14 protein-coding genes are annotated in these 17,672 nt (G+C 27.1%); 8 read left to right on the top strand and 6 right to left on the bottom strand.

Translation table 11 applies throughout. From position 1 onward, the window contains the following. The first annotated feature begins 1 nt into the window (after position 1). The 3 genes from mtaC to mtaA are packed head-to-tail and all read left to right on the top strand — an operon-like array spanning position 2 to position 3,449. Positions 2-829: a methanol--corrinoid protein MtaC gene (gene mtaC / locus Q0984_RS05825; RefSeq protein ID WP_299524968.1), complete on the top strand. Its 828-nt coding sequence runs from the start codon at positions 2-4 to the stop codon at positions 827-829. 5 nt (positions 830-834) lie between these two features. Further along, positions 835-2,448: a methylamine methyltransferase corrinoid protein reductive activase gene (locus tag Q0984_RS05820; protein ID WP_299524965.1), complete on the top strand. Its 1,614-nt coding sequence runs from the start codon at positions 835-837 to the stop codon at positions 2,446-2,448. After that, the gene (gene mtaA, locus Q0984_RS05815) at positions 2,445-3,449 is read left to right on the top strand and encodes a methylcobamide:CoM methyltransferase MtaA (protein WP_299524962.1); all 1,005 of its coding nucleotides are present in this window, start codon (positions 2,445-2,447) and stop codon (positions 3,447-3,449) included. The genes Q0984_RS05820 and mtaA overlap by 4 nt, the downstream gene beginning before the upstream one ends. Here the strand turns inward: mtaA and Q0984_RS05810 are convergent. Both Q0984_RS05810 and tmk read right to left on the bottom strand, forming a co-directional pair. Then, the gene (locus Q0984_RS05810) at positions 3,446-3,997 is read right to left on the bottom strand and encodes a hypothetical protein (protein WP_299524959.1); all 552 of its coding nucleotides are present in this window, start codon (positions 3,995-3,997) and stop codon (positions 3,446-3,448) included. The two genes, mtaA and Q0984_RS05810, sit on opposite strands and share 4 nt — an antisense overlap. A gap of 4 nt (positions 3,998-4,001) precedes the next feature. Then, positions 4,002-4,580 (bottom strand): dTMP kinase, encoded by a 579-nt coding sequence (gene tmk / locus Q0984_RS05805; protein WP_299524956.1) that lies wholly within the window; start codon positions 4,578-4,580, stop codon positions 4,002-4,004. Positions 4,581-5,613: 1,033 nt separating this feature from the next. Here tmk and Q0984_RS05800 point away from each other — a divergent pair. The 5 genes from Q0984_RS05800 (at position 5,614) to Q0984_RS05780 (ending at position 15,844) form a co-directional block, all read left to right on the top strand. After that, a complete protein-coding gene (locus Q0984_RS05800) occupies positions 5,614-7,146 on the top strand; it encodes a hypothetical protein (RefSeq protein ID WP_299524953.1) in 1,533 nt (510 codons plus the stop codon). Between the two features lie 121 nt (positions 7,147-7,267). Then, complete coding sequence (locus Q0984_RS05795; RefSeq protein ID WP_299524950.1) at positions 7,268-9,781, top strand: U32 family peptidase; 2,514 nt, start codon at positions 7,268-7,270, stop codon at positions 9,779-9,781. Continuing rightward, entirely contained in the window at positions 9,768-12,143 is a 2,376-nt protein-coding gene (locus Q0984_RS05790) for a U32 family peptidase (RefSeq protein ID WP_299524947.1), read from the top strand. The genes Q0984_RS05795 and Q0984_RS05790 overlap by 14 nt, the downstream gene beginning before the upstream one ends. Positions 12,144-12,226: 83 nt before the next feature. Beyond that, the gene (locus Q0984_RS05785) at positions 12,227-14,152 is read left to right on the top strand and encodes a helix-hairpin-helix domain-containing protein (RefSeq protein ID WP_299524944.1); all 1,926 of its coding nucleotides are present in this window, start codon (positions 12,227-12,229) and stop codon (positions 14,150-14,152) included. A gap of 39 nt (positions 14,153-14,191) precedes the next feature. Further along, complete coding sequence (locus Q0984_RS05780; RefSeq protein WP_299524941.1) at positions 14,192-15,844, top strand: AarF/ABC1/UbiB kinase family protein; 1,653 nt, start codon at positions 14,192-14,194, stop codon at positions 15,842-15,844. A gap of 223 nt (positions 15,845-16,067) precedes the next feature. Here the strand turns inward: Q0984_RS05780 and Q0984_RS05775 are convergent, their stop codons facing one another. The 4 genes from Q0984_RS05775 to Q0984_RS05760 all read right to left on the bottom strand — a co-directional run bounded on the left by Q0984_RS05775 (position 16,068) and on the right by Q0984_RS05760 (position 17,159). Further along, positions 16,068-16,310: a hypothetical protein gene (locus tag Q0984_RS05775; protein ID WP_299524938.1), complete on the bottom strand. Its 243-nt coding sequence runs from the start codon at positions 16,308-16,310 to the stop codon at positions 16,068-16,070. A 2-nt stretch (positions 16,311-16,312) separates the two neighbouring features. Continuing rightward, a complete protein-coding gene (locus Q0984_RS05770) occupies positions 16,313-16,645 on the bottom strand; it encodes a zeta toxin family protein (protein WP_299524935.1) in 333 nt (110 codons plus the stop codon). Continuing rightward, a complete protein-coding gene (locus Q0984_RS05765; protein WP_299524932.1) occupies positions 16,629-16,826 on the bottom strand; it encodes a hypothetical protein in 198 nt (65 codons plus the stop codon). Before Q0984_RS05765 ends, Q0984_RS05770 begins: the two co-directional genes overlap by 17 nt. Positions 16,827-17,012: 186 nt before the next feature. Beyond that, entirely contained in the window at positions 17,013-17,159 is a 147-nt protein-coding gene (locus Q0984_RS05760) for a DUF4062 domain-containing protein (RefSeq protein WP_365907117.1), read from the bottom strand. Between the last annotated feature and the right edge of the window lie 513 nt (positions 17,160-17,672).

The raw sequence follows: 17,672 nt of genomic DNA, 5'->3' as shown, positions 1-17,672 counted from the left end.
AATGACTTACAAAGATTTAGAAGATAAAATAAATCAACAGAACATAGCTATACGATACAATATAGTTATTGAAGGTGCTGCTATAAAACCTGAAGAATATCCTGAAGTTAAAGAAAATTTACCAACTGAAGAACCATTTAAATCTATAGCTTTAGGAGTGCTTTATGAAGATAAAGGAAAAGTTCTAAATGATGTTAAAGAATCATTAAACCAAGGAATATCTCCTTTAGATATTATAAACAAAGGACTTATGAAAGGTATTGATGCAGTGAGTTTACTTTATACAAATGGAGTTTATTTCCTACCAGATTTAATGCTTGCTGGAGATGCAATGATGGAAAGTGTAAAAGAATGTGAGAAAGTTCTTGGACACAAAAGTGAAACAAAAGGAACGGTTGTCTGTTTTGTTGCTGAAGGTGACCCTCATGACATAGGTAAAAACTTAATCTTAATGTTTTTAAGAGCTGCAGGATATGAAGCTATTGATTTAGGAAGAGATGTGCCTGCAGATAAAGTCGTCGAAGCAGTTAAAAAATATCACCCATTATTTATGACTGGTACCGCTCTTATGACCACTACAATGACAGCATTTCCAAAAGTTGTAGATGCCCTTGAAAAAGAAGGATTAGAAGTACCAGCAATAGGATGTGGTGGTGGAGCTGTAAGAAAAGATTATGTTGAAAGTATGCCTATGACAGTATACGGAGTAGAAGCTTACCACACTCCAAAACTAGCAGATGCAATATTAAAAAACCATAAAACATGGGAAGATTTAAGAAAAGAATATAGTGAAATCGTTGGAGAATTTGTGCCAGAGTATTCAAATTAGATAATATGGTAAATCATTATGCAATAGCTATAGATATTGGAACTAGTGGAATCAGAGCCCAAAGTTATGATTTAACCACCAAAGAAACAATATCTACAGCTATAACATTAAGACATCCTTTGCCAGGAGCCAATGTAGTTGATCATCTTCATTTTGCATTGAATATTAGTCGTGAAACTGCTCATCATATTCTTATATCAACAATAAATAAGATTATAGATAATTTAGATATAAATTTAAATGAAGTAGAAAGATTATCAGTTTGTGGAAATCCTATACAATTATCATTATTTAATAATATTGAAATAAGAGACTTAGCTTTTTGGGGAGACAATGCTTTAAAAGAAAAAAACATAATTCCCCCATCTAGAAAATCTAAAATATTAAATCCAAAAATATTAGGATTAAATATTAACAAAAATGCCAAAGTTTACATTCCCCCAGCTATTAAACATGAAATCGGAGCAGACGCATTGGCTATGCTTTATAAATCTAAAGCATTGGAAAAAAAGGAATATTCCATTATAATAGACTTTGGAACAAATGCAGAAATGGCATTGATTATAGATGAAGAAATTTACACAGCATCAGCGGCTGCAGGACCTGCTATTGAAGGACAGAATATTAAAAAAGGCAAATTAGCTTCTCCTGGAGCAATCTGTGATATTAACAAAGAAGAAACATACTGGAGGATGAAAGTTCTTAATGATAAATTAATAATCACAAACGGAGATTTAATAAACCCCGATAATGGAGAAATCATTGAAAAATCAGATATTAAAGCAAATGGAATTACTGGAACCGGAGTAATAGCTGCATTTAGTTTAGGTTTAGAAGATGAACTTATTAAAGATGGTAAAATTAAAAATACCATCTATTTACAAGATGATGTCTATTTAAACCAAGATGACATTTCAAATATCGGGAAAGCATTAGGTGCTTTTAGAGCAGGACAATTAACACTTTCGGAAAGTGCAGATATTCTTATAGACGAGATAGAAAATGTATATATGGCTGGTGCTTCTGGATTTTATGTTGATGCTGAAAAATCATTAAATATAGGTCAAATTCCACCTTGTCCTAGTCATGTTTATCAAATTGGAAATACTTCACTAGCTATGGCTAAAGATATTGTATTAAATCCAGAATTATTAAATACTTTGCAGAAATTAGCTGATAAACTTGAAAATAATCATGTAATGCTTGCAACTTCTAAGATATTTGAGAAAATATACTCATTAGAACTAGCTATTTACGATCAAGGAATGCCTTTTTGGATGTATAATCAATGGTTACAAAAATATGATATTCAAGAAGTTCCAAATATTAAGACACAACCTGAAATAACAAAATTACATCAACAAGATATAGGAGATTTAGGAAAAAATAATTTAAAAACAATTGATATTCAAAATACATTAACAACTAATTTTAACAAGTGCATTTATTGTATGGCCTGTGTGAATAATTGCCCAGAAAATGCATTGTCTCTTGAGAAAAAGGAATTTAAGTTAAGAACTGATTTATGTTCAGGACTTGGTTGTTTGAGATGTGTTCAAAATTGTAAAGAAAATGCATTTAAATATGAAAAATTTTACAAAGAAATGGTGATAATATGAATTTAAAAGAAAATCTTGAAAATGCTCTTTTAGGTGAAAATGTTGAAATTAAACCTGTTATAAGTGTAACACAAGCTGGAATTATTGAAGCTATGAATAAGACAAATACTTCATGGCCGAAAGCACATGAAAATCCAAAACAAATGGCCACATTAGGAAGTTCACTTCATGAATTAGCTGGTCTTGAATGTGCAAGAATACCTTTTGGACTTACAGTAGAAGCACAATCAATGGGCGCTCAAGTAAATCTTGGAAATAATGAAAGAACACCAGAAGTAACTGGAAGTCCTTTTGAAGTAGCAGATGACATTGAAGCACCAGAGGATTTTTTAGAAAATGGACGTATTCCAGTAGTACTTGAAGCTATTGATATTTTAAAAGAAAAATATGATAATCTCCCAATAATTGTTGGAATTACTGGACCATTTACATTAACTGGTCATTTACTTGGAATTGAGAATGTTGTGAGATATATGAAAACTGATCCTGATGAAATAGAAATAGCTATGGAAAATTGTCTTGATGCAAGTATTGATTATATTGAAGCAATTCAAGAACATGAAGCTGATATTATCTGTGTAAATGAACCTACTGCTTCACCAGAATTAATTGACCCCCTACAATTTAAATCTCTAATTAAACCTAATTTAGAAGATATTGCAGATGCTATTGACACGCCAAAAGTACTGCATATTTGTGGTTCCACACAACCAATAATAAGTGACATGGCATCTGTTGGTTTTGATGGTATAAGTGTAGAAGAAGCAGTAGATATTCCTGAAGCTAAAAAAAGTATAGAAAATAACTGCGTCATTATAGGAAATATTTCAACATCAAAAACATTATTAAGTGGAACTCCACAAGACATAAATCAAGAAGTTAAAAAAGTATTAGATGAAGATATCGATATTATAGCTCCAAGTTGTGGATTAGCTCCAAATACGCCACTAGCTAATGTTAAAGAACTTGTAAATGCTAGAAATGAATATTTTAATATTTAAATATTAAATGAAACAATAATTGTAGCTATTGAAGAATCATCACCATAATTATATTTATTTTTTAAATATTCATCAGAACTTGTTGATGGACTTGATGAAACAACATCATTTAAATCAAAAGCATCCAGTTCTGGAAATGGCACTGGTGGTAAAACAAAATATTCATTACCTTTTTCCAAGTTATAATTATGTAATACATCTTTAAAAATTATAAAATCATCACTTAAAAACATGACATCTTCATCATTTTTATATTTCTCTTTATCTTCAACAGTGAATATATCATGACCTAAAATTTCACCATCAAAAGTTAATAAAACTGTAGGTGTTGGCGGAATCCTAAAACATCCCTTTTTAAAAATTACAAAACAAAAATCTCTTTTAAAACATTCCTGTACACCTTCATTAAAAACCGGAACTAATTCTTTAGAACGTTTTGATTCCCTATTAATTATCTGCAAAACATCATCATTAGAAAGTTGTTTTACATCTAAAACACCTTCCAATCCATTCATCACACTTATTGCCTTGTTTAATACATCAGACATATTTTCACCTAATACAATCAGGACATATACCCATATAAGGAGCTACAGCTTTTTTAATATCAATTGATACTTTATTTAATCCATTTGTTGCATCAATTACTGCATGATTAAAATCGCCAACAAGCTCCAGATAATTAGTTCTTACCTCCTTTAAAAATTCTTCATTTTCAAATACATCATCTTTAGAACAACGATTTACAGAAGTTTTAACATCCATATCCAAAAGTAAAACCAAATCAGGTTCTTTTGCATATTTATTAATTTGTTTAATCCATTCTACAGGTTTTTGATAAGCCAAACTAGAAATAAAAGAACGATCACTTAAAATAACCTTAGAATCATCATTAAGTTTATCCATAATAAGCATCCTATCTGCAGCAAATAATAATCCCAATGCTTTTTGAACTTTATCCGTTGTTGCATCACTTCTTTGTAACATTTCCCTAATTAACTTCCCAACTTCTGAATCTGTTGGTTCCACCACTTTTTCAACATCAAAACCATTTTCTGTTAACCAATATTTTAACAAATTAATTTGAGTTGATTTACCTGCACCATCAATTCCTTCAAAAACAATATACATAATTTTTAATTTGAATTAAAGTATATTAAACTTTAACTATTTTTTTTCATTAATCAAGACTGTAAAATTTTATAGAATAATTTGATTTTTAATTTTTTTACAATTGAAAATTCAATTCAGTAAAATTCTTCTAAACATTATTTAATTTAAATTTTAAGAGTTTAAAAATAGCAAAATACTTTAATAAATGAGAAAATACATTATTTATACTCTTAAATCAAACAAATATATAATTATAAACTTTATACAACTTAATTTTTGTGAGTTCTCTGAAGAAAAAATGAATTCTAAAAAAAAATTATTTCAAAAAACCAAATAAACTATTAAAAATTGAAAAATACAAATGACAAACAATCATAAAAATAATCTGCTTTCATGTATTAATCCCACTTGTTCAGTTTGTAGAACTTACAAGACCCTAAAAAATGCACAATAATATAAAACAAATAAAATTTAAATAGACAAAACACTGAATTAAACACTAGATAACATCATGATGCAATACTCAATGTTTCAGTCTTAGAACATAATGTATATCGTGAAATACAAAAATACAAAAAATTATTAAATATCCTACAGAAAATTAACCCATTGTTTATTTAGCAAGAAACCCATACAACATCCATACAACGAGAAATATTGAAAAACATGAACAATATATAAAAATACTATAAACAAATCAACAGAAAAATAAAGAAATAAACAAAATATTAACCATTATACTACCAATTGTAAAACTAGACAAATAAATAATCATGTGAAATTTTACACAAACCCATTAAACAAAAAGCAAGAAAAACTATCCCATAAAACACATATTTCACATAAAAATAACCTATAAAAAACCCAAATTATAAAAAATATGATTTTATTAAATAATTATATGTTTAAAAAAAATGCTGAAATTAATATAAAACTCAATTCTAAAATATTATTTATTTTAGTGCTCTTTTTAGGTTCATTATTTAGAATATATCTCCAAATTAATACCCCAATTTGGTTTTTTATTAATTCACCAGTTGATGACTTATTAATGTTAAATTATTCCAATCTTTCTTACCATTTCACACATTGGACAATTTATTCATTAGTAAAAACCATGTCTTATCCTTTGTTTTTATTTTTTGTAAATATTTCAGGCATACCATACAGATTATGGATGTCATTAATTTGGATAACCTCTGGACTGTTAATAACATATGGATGTTACAAATTTCTAACTAAAAATAAATTAGCACTTCTTCTTGTGTTTTTATTTATTTTATTTTTACCTGTTGGTTTTGATTCTGATTGCGGTGGTAGAATTTATAGAAATGCAATAATAACTCCTTTCACAATAATATTTTTAGCAACACTATTTATATTCTTAAATCAATTATTATATAAAATAGAAACTAAACAAACATTATTTTGGGCAATAATTCTTGGATTAATTTTAACTTTTAATTTTTATATTAAAGAAGATGGTATCCTACTGCTACCAATATTTTTAATAAGTATTTTAAGCATTTTAACTTTTAAAATTTTAGATAATTTAAACATGAAAAAAGAATTAATAAAAAGTATAATCCTTTGTTTAATCCCAATAGTTATTTTTGGAGCTCTTACAGTAGGATATGAGGAAACTAATAACCACTATTTTGGAATAAGTGAAATAAATACTAGAAATGGTGGAGAAATAGGTGAATTTTGGGAAAATCTTCTTAAAATTGATGATCCAAATAAAACAACAAAAATTTGGGTTCCTCCAACAACAATTGAAAAAGCATATCATGCATCACCCACACTACAAAGCAGACCTGATTTACTAAATAATTGGACCCATTCTAGTTGGGCATCTGGTGACATGTATAAAACACCAATTGAAGGCGATTTAGTTGCATGGAGTTTAAGAGAATCCCTTCAAGATGTTGGATTATTTGATAATGAAAAAACAGCAGACAACTTTTTTTCAAAGGTAAACAGTGAATTAAATGATGCTTTTGAAAATGGAAAATTGAATAAATCTTCAAAAATTTTCATAACTAGCTCTGCAAATGGAAAAAATTCAACTGAAATCAATGAAATGATCCCCTACATCATCTCTGGATTTAAAACTTGCATGTTTTATAACACGATTGAAATTTATGACGAACCTATTCATGATTCTTCTCAAATAATAAACAACAAAGATACTAAAGTTGTATCATCTACACTAAATGACGATATTAATAAACCTAAAAATGAATTAGTTATTGGATTAGAAAAACTAAATATTGCAATATATCAAGTTATTTCCTATTTATTAGTGGCATTATCAGCCATAGGATTTATTACAATGTTTATACATCAAATAAAAAATAAATTAAAAGATAGAAAATTTAATCTTTTATTAGGACTCCAATTCTTAACTTTGGGAACATTTATAGTTCAAATCATAGCTATTGCCTGGTTTTGTTCATGGATGATAATTGATAATTCAATGAAGTTTTATACTGTATCTTGCCAAGGTTTCTTTGTATTTTTTGAAGTAATATCTATTTCTAGTTTACTTTTAATTTTAAAAGAAAACTATAAAAGAAAATAATAAATATCAATGACAAATAAGTTACAACTCTAATAAAACAGCAACCACATTATTTTAAAATTTATTTATACAACAAAAAACATAATTTTAAATGATTAAATCTTTAGGGTGTAATAAAAAAATGGTTTTATCAGAATTATTAGCTCCAGCTGGATCTTATGATGTGCTTGTAATTGCAGTTAATGCAGGTGCAGATGCTGTTTATATAGCTGGACAACAATATGGTGCAAGAGCATTTGCTAAAAACTTTTCATTAGAAGAAATAGAAAAAGCTGTTGAATACGCTCATTTAAATGGAGTTAAAGTCCATGTTACTGTAAATACATTAATAAACAATTTCGAAATATCTGATGTGATAAATTATCTATTCAAATTATATCAAATAGGTATAGATGCAGTTATTGTTCAGGACTTTGGAATTTGTTGGCTTTTAAAAACATTAATTCCAGATTTAGAAGTTCACGGATCAACTCAAATGGCATTAAGCAATTATAGTTCCATTAAATGGGCTGCTAAAAATAATATTAAAAGAGTTGTTCTTCCACGTGAAATTAATGTTAAAGAAATATCTAAAACACATGAACAATTGAAAAAAGATAATATCAACATGGAAATTGAAGTATTTGGACATGGAGCATTATGTTATTGTGTTTCAGGAAATTGTTACATGTCCTCATACAATAGTGGTCGTAGTGGAAACAGAGGCGCATGTGCACAACCATGTAGAAGAGAATACCGTTTAAAATACAGAGGATATAATATTGGAAATGGTTATCTCTTATCAACACATGATTTAGCTACCTACTCTAATTTAGATGCTATTTCAAATGCTGGAGTAACTTCTTTAAAACTAGAAGGACGTATGAAATCTGGAGATTATATTGGAACAATTGTAGATAGCTACAGAAACATTTTAGATGGAAACACAGGAGATTATGGTAAAAATCTACACTTAGTATTTAACAGAAAATTTACAAACGGATATGTAATGGGAGATAAACCTGGTGAAGTAATGGGAAGAGGCAGTTCTGGTCATGAAGGTTTGTACATTGGAGATATTGTAAAAATAGATGGAACTGAAGTTACAATTGAAATTAAAAACGAAGAAAATTACATTACATTAGAAAAAGGTGACGGAATAGCTTTTAAATACAATGGTAAAATTAAAGGAATATATTTAGAAGATATTGTTAAACAAAATGAAAATGAAATTGTAATTAATACTACCCGTTTAGTTAAAGAAGGAACTCAGGTATTTATTAGTTTTTCTAAATCAATTCATGAAAACCTTAAAAAATTCCAGAAAGAAGTTATTAAAAACCATGTCCCTCTTTCATTAACTTTAAGTTGGAATGAAGATTTAACTGGATTTGTTAATGTTGAATATTATTTAGATGATGAATTAATTAATTTTAGACATAAATCTATTGGCAAATTTGAAAAAGCTAAAAATAAACCAATTACAAAAGAAAAAATTAAAAAACAATTGTCAAAAACTGGAGGCACTCCATTTTTCATTAACGAAATTAAATTTCATAATATGCCAGACAATCTATTTATTCCAATTAGTGAGCTTAATCAGATTAGAAGAGAAGTTTTAAGTCAAGCACAGGAATTATTATTAAATCATTATACACCTACTAAAAAATCAGTGAAAGCTACAAGAAAGAAATTAAATAAATTTTATGAAGATTATGAATCTTTCAATAATACTACTGAAAAGAAAACCCCTAAAATATCTTTATTTATTGATAATTTAGACCAGTTGAAAGTAGTTTCAGGATTTGACCTTAAACGAGTTTATTTCGATGGAAATTGTTTATACAATAATCCAAAAGATTATTTTGAAAATATTCCAAAACTTTTAGAAGAAGCAACACTCATGGCGCCAGATACTGAAATTGTTTGGGTATTGTCATCATTTATTAGTGAAAAAGAAGCTGTCAAATGTAATGAAATAGTTAAAGAACTTGAATCAAAAGGAATAATCATTTCAGTTATGGGCGATTTCCCAGGTATGAGCGAAATATTCAATTGCCCAATTTATGGAAATCATAATTTAAATGTTTGGAATTCATTTACAGTTAAAGATCTTAAAGAAGCAGGATTTAATGGATTGATATTATCTTCAGAACTTTCAGGTAACGAAATCAAACAGTTAATCTCAAAAAATGATACGGCAGACATTGATTTAGAAATGATTGTAAACGGGAATTTAGAAGTTATTGTAAGTAAAGATGATTTTAGTAATTTAAATGATGGTAAAGACTTTATAATCCACAATAATTCAGATTATGCAATTTTAGAAGATAAAAAAAGGAAAAAATTCAAATATAAAGTATTATTCGATTATAATAAACAAAGCCACATTATAAACAAAGACTGTTTATGTTTAATTGAAGAAATGAATGAAATTAAAAAATTAGGTCTTGATTGTGTAATTTTAGATTGCAGATATTCTAATGAAAAATATACTACAAACATATTATCAATTTATAATGATTCTCTAAAAGATAGGGATGATGAAGAATTGTCTAAATACAAATATCAAATAATGGACTTTTCACAATCATATATTAATAAAGGAAATTATATTGAAGGCCGATTACACGAGGATAAACATGAAAATTCCTGAATTACTTGCACCAGTAGGTTCTATGGAGCATTTAAAAGTAGCTATTAATGCTGGAGCTAGTTCCATATATTTATCTGGAAAAAAATATGGTGCACGAAAATTTGCTAAAAACTTTACTTTAAATGAAATAAATGAAGCAGTAAACACTGCCCACTTACATAATGTTAAAGTTTATGTGACTGTAAATACACTAATTAAAGAAGATGAGCTTCCAGATGTTATGAACTATCTATCTACATTATATTCAATAGGTGTGGATGCTGTTTTAGTTCAAGATTTAGGGTTAATTGAATTAATAAATAAATATTTACCCAACTTAAAAGTTCATGCATCAACACAAATAACTGCGGAAAATCAATTGAAATTAAACTATCTTGAAAATAAAGGAATAAAAAGAATAGTTTTGCCTCGTGAGATGAGAAAAGATGAAATTAAAAATCTAAAAACAAGTATGGAACTTGAAATATTTGTCCATGGTGCCTTATGTTATTCTTACTCAGGCCAATGTTTAATGAGTAGTTTTAAAGGAGGCAGAAGTGGAAACCGTGGAAGCTGTGCACAACCATGTCGCCAAAAATACAGAATATCTTGCTTGAACAGTGAAGATTATTATTTATCTCCACAGGATTTATCCTTATACAACTATTTAAAAGAAATTGCCGAATTAAACATAAGTTGTATTAAAATAGAAGGCCGAATGAGAAACAAAGAATACTTAGCTATTGTAGTAAGTAATTATAGAAAAGCCCTAAATAAGTTAAAAAGTAATAAAACTACAAAAAGTGAAGAAATAAACCTTGTATTTAATAGAGGATTATGTGATGGACAATTTAACTATTCCTCATCAAGAAGCATTCGTTCAGGACATATTGGTTTAAAATTAGGGGAAGTTTACAATAGCGAAAATAATCAAATAGTTATTAAATTAAATGATAATATAAAAACCATTCCTCAAAAAGGTGATGGATTATTATTAATAAAAGGAAAAAATGACTATGGCTTAGAAATTTCACAAAATCCTCTTTTAACAACACTAAAACATTATAAAAAAGGTAGAAATAAAGAGATTAAAGATATTAATAGAAAAGATAGAATTCTAATTATTAAAAAAGTAAAACAAAATAAAAAACATGATTTTAATTTAAATGAATCTAACGTATACCTCACTAAAAGAAATCAATTAACTGCAAAAGTTAAAGAGATTGAAAATAAAGGTGAAAGTTTCATTAAATCTAAATTATTGCTTACATTTTCTATTAAAAACAAATATCCTAATTTAAAAGGCAGATTAACTCTTGCAAATAAAAAGGAAATCGAATGTGAAGTTAAAGGAAAGGTCCCATTTGAAAAACCTCTTAAAAGAAGTGTTGACACTAAAACTATAAAAAAACAACTATTAAAAGTTGATAAATATCCCTACGAAATCATAGGAATTAACATTAATTATGACGGGACTTTATTCATCCCATTAAGTGAAATTAACAAAATTAGAAGAGATCTTTTCAAAAAATTAGAAAATAAAGTTTATTCTATATATTCCCATGAAAAAATAAAAATGTCTCTTAAGAAAAATCAAAACAAACATTTAAAAACAGATGAATATTCATTATCTTATTATACAAATAATTTAGATGATTTAAATAGAATAAATAATGTTAATAGAGTTTATTTAGAAATACCTCCTGAAAATCCTGAAATAATCCAAAATAAAGAAACATATAACATCAATTACATGGTGACTTTTTTACAAAAAGCTATTGACATGTCAAGAGGCAAAGATTTTAAATTAATTTGGAAATGGCCTGACATTGCACATGACAATCTAATAAAAGCATTGAATAAAGTAAAGGGAATTCTAACTAAATTGCATTATGAAATTGAAATAATGAATCCTGATTTTACAGGTGAATATGGGTCTTATTCAATGAACATAACCAATAATGAAACAATAAATAGTTTAAAAGATTACAAAATACTTACATTATCTCCAGAATTAAAAAAAGAAGATTTGAAAAATATAATGGACAATTGTAGAGACAATTCCAAATTAGAAATTATTGTTCAAGGATCAATAGAATTAATGAAAACTAGAAACAGATTATTCACCAAAAAAGAAACAAAAAAACTAAAAAATAATCTAAATAATGTTTTTTTAATGGATAATAAAAATAACAAGTATCCAATTCATAAAAGTTTATCCAATGAAGAGCTTATAATTTCCAATAGTGAGGATGTATCTCTTTTAAATGATATTGATTATTTAAAATCAATAGATTTAGTTAATTTTGCTATTGATGGACGTTGGAAAGATAAAAACTATTTGAATATGATAGAAAAATATGCTGAAGCTATTTACAAATAATAATCAAATACTTTCCAAATGCTCTTGGAAATTTTGAATATATATTTAAATAAATATGTATAAAAAAAAGGGGTTTGGTTAAAATGCAAGGAGAGACATTAACATTGCAAAACATAAAAGGTATTGGAGATAAAATCTCTGAAAAAATATTAAATAGTGTTGGAGGACAAGAAAATCTTCAAGAAATAGTTGAAAATGTAGATATTGAAAAAATAGCAAATATTGATGGAATAAGTCAAAGAAAAGCTATTGAAATAATGAATCAACTATTAAACAATCCAACTTATGAATTTATTAAAAGCGATAGAGCTATGGAACTTTATGAAGATATCATAAACAAAATATTAGCCTATTCAAACACTACATATTCAAAAAATAGAATCTTATTACTTTCTCCTTCAAAAGATATGGGAAAAATAGAAAAACAAATAAATTTTGTAATGGATGCTAAAAAGCTAGTTTCACAACTTCCAATAATTAAATTAAGAGGTTTGATGAAAAATTTAAAAGAAGTTGAAGAACCAAAACCACAATATGATGGTAGTAAAGTTATTTTAGTAGAACGTGAAGAGGATAATTCTTACCTCACAGATTTAGGATTAAACCAATATTATCCAATAATTACAGCTAATGATTCCCCATTACTCCAAGAAGAATTGTTAAACTATGATCTTATTTTCTATGTATATTCTCAAGCAATTTTGGATTTTGAAGGAATGCCCAATTTAGTAATGATAAACATAGATGAAAATGACTATGAAATAGTTCCTGAAAAGATAATAAACTTTTTTACACAAAACCAAGATTTATTTAATAGAGTTTATGAAATTCAAAAAATTAGAGGTAAAAAAACAATTCTTGGAGAAATTATCCCAATTATAGATGAACTTAATGTTATTGATAAAAGAGAAGTAGATATTGACGAATTAGTAAATTCTTTAAAGAAAGATATGGATGAAGAATTAGAAAATGCTATACAAAATGTTGATCTTGAAGGAAATGAAATTTTAAACTTATTAAATAAGAACTTACCTCCAAAGATTAATAAAATATTTGACGAAATTATAAATGAAAGGAAGAAAATTCTCAAAGAAAAAACAGGATTTGATTTTGATCCATACCTTCGAAAGTATCCGATTGAAATTGATGACAATGAAATCGAAAGAATAAAATTAGAACAATCTTCCAAAAAAGAAAACGATATTTTTGATGTTAAAAAAAGTGCAGCTATAGAATTAAATTCTATAAAAGAACAGGCTATTAAAGAAGTTCAAGATGTAATTAAATTTGACTATGAATTTACATTAGGTAGTTTTGCATACGAATATGATTTAAATGCCCCTACATTTTGCGATGAAATAAACTTAAAAGACGCATTGCACTTAGAATTATCTCTTAAAAAAGATAATGAAAATGTGCAAACAATAAATTATAAACTTACAAATGATGAAAATATAGCATTGCTCACCGGAGCAAACAGTGGAGGTAAAACAACACTTCTTGAAACATTAACTCAAATTTCAATAATGGCTCAAATGGGGCTCCCAGTAAGTGCTAAAGAAGCAAAAATCAAATTATTTGATGAAATATATCATTTTTCAAAGAAACGATCACTTGATGCTGGTGCTTTTGAATCATTTTTAAATGTATTTATACCAATTGTTACAACAAACAGTGAAAAATTAGTATTACTTGATGAACTTGAAGGAATAACAGAATTAGAAGCTGCTGTTAAAATCATTTCAACATTTATAGATATGATTAAAGAATCAAATTCATATGGAATAATTGTAACACATATGGCTCGTGAATTAATGAATTATACTGATATAAGAGTAGATGGTATTGAAGCAAAAGGATTAGATGAAAATTATAATTTAATTGTTGATAGAACTCCGAAAATGAATTTCCTTGCAAAAAGTACTCCTGAACTTATCTTAAAAAGAATCTATGAAAAATCCGATGATAATCTAAAACAGGTATATGCAAGAATTTTAGAAAAATTCTAAGATATTAATTTAAATAGAAGTTTTAACAATTACACAAATATGAAAATAATTTCTAACACAAAAAATGATTCTATAAAAAGAATAGAAGAAATATATAAAGTTCTTAAAAAAAATGATTTTGGTTATCTTATTGAAGAAAACACTTCTTTTAAGAACTTTCCTTTTTTAAAAGATACTAAAAGAGGAAAATATAATGAATTACCAGATGAATCTATCCCTAAAAGAATAAAAAATGTGTTAGAAGAATTAGGTCCTACTTATATTAAATTAGGTCAAATGTTAAGTACAAGACCAGATTTAATTGGGATAGATATAGCAAAGGAGTTAGAATCTTTAAGAGATAATACTCCCACCACACCATTTAGCGAAATAAAAAAAGTTATTGAAAAAGAACTCAAAAAACCAATAACTGAAATTTATAAAGAAATTGATGAAAATCCATTAGGTTCTGCTTCAATTGGACAAGTTCATAAAGGAGTATTACTTGAAAACAATGAAGAAGTAGCTATTAAAGTTCAAAAACCAGGTGTTCGTGAAACTATTGAATCTGATTTAAAAATTATGAAATTTTTATCTGAAAAAATAGGAAAATACATACATCAAACTAAAATTTATAATATTCCAGGGATTTTAAATGAATTTGAACGTTCAATATTTAAAGAAATTGATTATACTGAAGAATTAATCAATATGAAAAATTTAGCACATAATTTTAAAGGAATTCATTACATCCATATACCTAAACCATATCCAGAATATTGTACTCAGAAAATCATCACAATGGAACTTATAAAAGGAAAAGAAGTAGCTACAATAATGAATCATGAATGCCCACAATATAATAAAAAATTAATTGCTAAACGAGGAGTAAAATCCTATTTTAAACAAATTATGATTGATGGATTTTTCCATGCAGATCCTCATCCTGGAAACATGATGATAATAGACAATGATGTTTTATGTTACATTGATGAAGGAATGATGGGGATTTTAGATGATGATTTTAGAGAAGAACTTGCAGAGTTAATATTATTGCTATTAAGCAGAAATGTAGACAATATTATCAACCAGCTAATTTACATGGACATATTAACACCTGCACAAAACACTCCTGAATTAAAAGCCGATGTAAATGACATAATGAACAAATATTATGGTGCTGATTTAAAAGACATGCATGGTGGAATACAACAACTTTTACAAATAATGATCAAACATAACATTCAATTACCAAAAGAATTTGTAATGATTGGACGTGGAATGACATTGATTGAAGACACAGGAATGAAACTAGACCCAAACTTTAATGCTGTAACTGAACTAAAAAAATTATCTAAAAAAATAATAATCCAAAAATACAGTCCAAACAGATTAGCAAAAGTAAGTTCTAATTATATGCTACAAATGGAACACTTAGCTAAAGATTTACCGATGACCATAAATAACATGCTTTTAAAGCTTGAAGAAGGTAATTTAAGTGTAAAACTTAAACATGAATCAATCAGCGAAATCATGAACCAGCTATCAATTTCACTTATATTATCTGCATTAATTATAGGATCATCCTTAGCTATTATGTCAGACAAAGGGCCTAAAATATTTGATGTTTCAATATTGGGATTAATAGGCTTTGTATTCAGCGCAGCTTTAGGAATCTATCTAGTAATCCAATTTATGTTAAAAGAAAAATAAAGTGCAATTAAAAAAAATATTTATTAATTAACTCATAACCAATAAAGAAATACATAAATTAAAATGATTTTATCAAAATTAAAACCTTTGAAACTGTGACCATGTGGAAAAAACACAAAAAGGACAGCAAAAAAAGTTAAAAAGTCTTAAAAAAATTTAATTAATAAAATAAAATTATATAAAATCTGTTGCCATTATCTACTATACAAAATATTTACTGCATTTAATTACTATATTCACTAATTCCAGTGAGTTTTTCAATATCGTAATAACTCCAATATTTGTTTCCCCAATGGAAATATATGTCCTTTCTTTTCTTGAAAATTCTAAATGGAACATTAGTATTGTCATAAATATGGACAATATCACAAATTTTAACTAATTCTGGAATCAAATCCAATGCCTTGTAATATCTTGATTTGATTTTTTCTTTGGGAACACCATGACCACCCATAGATTCCCTCATGCTTACCGAGCAATATTAATTTTATAATCTGATGTTAAAACATATATGCATCTTAAAAAATATCCATTTTCTTTAGCTTTTTTAAGCAATTTAAGATTCCTATCAGTAGAGAGCACTGTTTCAAATGTGAAATCTTCACCATTTTCAATCATTTCTTCCCTAAGCTCTTCAGCCTTCACAGCAGCTTCCAAATCACTGCATAAACTTGACCTTTTAATATCGTCAGCATTAATGTAAACACCAATAATTCTGGCCATACGAGTTATAGTAGTTTTCCCACTGCCGTTTGGACCTGCAAAAATGATGATTTCAGGAAGCTTATTCTTCTTCGACATAAACTCTCCTTCCATCAGGATATTCTAGATATGCACATTTATTTTCATCATCATAGCCTGCAATAGGAAGTCCTTTAACTTTACAAATCTCTTGATCAATTCTAATAGATTCTTTAAATCTTTCAGTTAGCTCTTCATCAGAAATACCGCAAGTTGAATCCAATTCATTTCCTTCAGACAAAATAATTCCTCCCTATTCTTTTGTAATTAAATAATAATATTTTTGAATCTTATAATTTAATAAATTTTCCAAAGTGCGACAATATGAAAAAACATGAAAGAATTGGTTCAGAATAGTTAAAAAAAACTTAAAAATATCAACAAAGAAATAATCATCATGTTTTTTTGAAATATATGCATTATATTCCTATTCAGTTGCTGAAACATCATCTTTATAGATATTACCATAATGTTGACCTATCAATCCTATGTAAATATCAGATTCTTCAACTGCACCAATAAATACTTCATCTGAAGGGACTAATTTTGAACTATTCTCTTCAAAAACAAACAAATCAATAGTTTCATTAAAAAAAGAATCTTTTTTAATTCATCATAAAGGAATTTTCTTTCATCTATAATTAATTAATGTATTTGATGATTAAGATTAATCTAAAACAAAGGAAAATAAATATTAAATCTTAATAAACTCCAAAAATCGTTGTAAAATTTTGTTGCCCGTATACTAACTCTCTTGAATCATCGGTAGAATACCCTTCCCTCCTCGAGTAACCCTCGAAACGGGCAGCCTATCTAATGCTGGGTTTCTTCTAATCATAGACAGTATCAACTTTCCTCATAGAAGGACCGAAGGCATCAGTCATAAAATGATACAGCAATATTAATTATGTTTTAAATAATATTTAACTATTTCTTAATTCATCAAATAAACACATGAAAAATTAAGAAATAACTAAAATAATTAAAATAAGTAAATTATAATATAATAGGCTTGCAGCGAAATGAAATTCCCATAGAAATACCATAGTACACAAACAAAACACAAAAGGACTTCACTACTGGGATC

The organism is uncultured Methanobrevibacter sp. (assembly GCF_934746965.1).
Lineage (GTDB): Archaea > Methanobacteriota > Methanobacteria > Methanobacteriales > Methanobacteriaceae > Methanocatella.
Note: the sequence above shows the minus strand (reverse complement) of the source record. Positions and strands in the feature narration are given on the sequence as shown.

Bases quoted from the DNA above. Each gene is read 5' to 3' on its own strand.
- Q0984_RS05800 (WP_299524953.1), top strand. From the start codon at position 5,614: ATGTTAAATTATTCCAATCTTTCTTACCATTTCACACATTGGACAATT.
- Q0984_RS05820 (WP_299524965.1), top strand. From the start codon at position 835: ATGGTAAATCATTATGCAATAGCTATAGATATTGGAACTAGTGGAATC.
- Q0984_RS05775 (WP_299524938.1), bottom strand. From the start codon at position 16,310: ATGAGGGAATCTATGGGTGGTCATGGTGTTCCCAAAGAAAAAATCAAA.
- mtaC (WP_299524968.1), top strand. From the start codon at position 2: ATGACTTACAAAGATTTAGAAGATAAAATAAATCAACAGAACATAGCT.
- tmk (WP_299524956.1), bottom strand. From the start codon at position 4,580: ATGTATATTGTTTTTGAAGGAATTGATGGTGCAGGTAAATCAACTCAA.
- Q0984_RS05810 (WP_299524959.1), bottom strand. From the start codon at position 3,997: ATGTCTGATGTATTAAACAAGGCAATAAGTGTGATGAATGGATTGGAA.
- Q0984_RS05770 (WP_299524935.1), bottom strand. From the start codon at position 16,645: ATGTCGAAGAAGAATAAGCTTCCTGAAATCATCATTTTTGCAGGTCCA.
- Q0984_RS05780 (WP_299524941.1), top strand. From the start codon at position 14,192: ATGAAAATAATTTCTAACACAAAAAATGATTCTATAAAAAGAATAGAA.
- mtaA (WP_299524962.1), top strand. From the start codon at position 2,445: ATGAATTTAAAAGAAAATCTTGAAAATGCTCTTTTAGGTGAAAATGTT.
- Q0984_RS05795 (WP_299524950.1), top strand. From the start codon at position 7,268: ATGGTTTTATCAGAATTATTAGCTCCAGCTGGATCTTATGATGTGCTT.
- Q0984_RS05785 (WP_299524944.1), top strand. From the start codon at position 12,227: ATGCAAGGAGAGACATTAACATTGCAAAACATAAAAGGTATTGGAGAT.
- Q0984_RS05790 (WP_299524947.1), top strand. From the start codon at position 9,768: ATGAAAATTCCTGAATTACTTGCACCAGTAGGTTCTATGGAGCATTTA.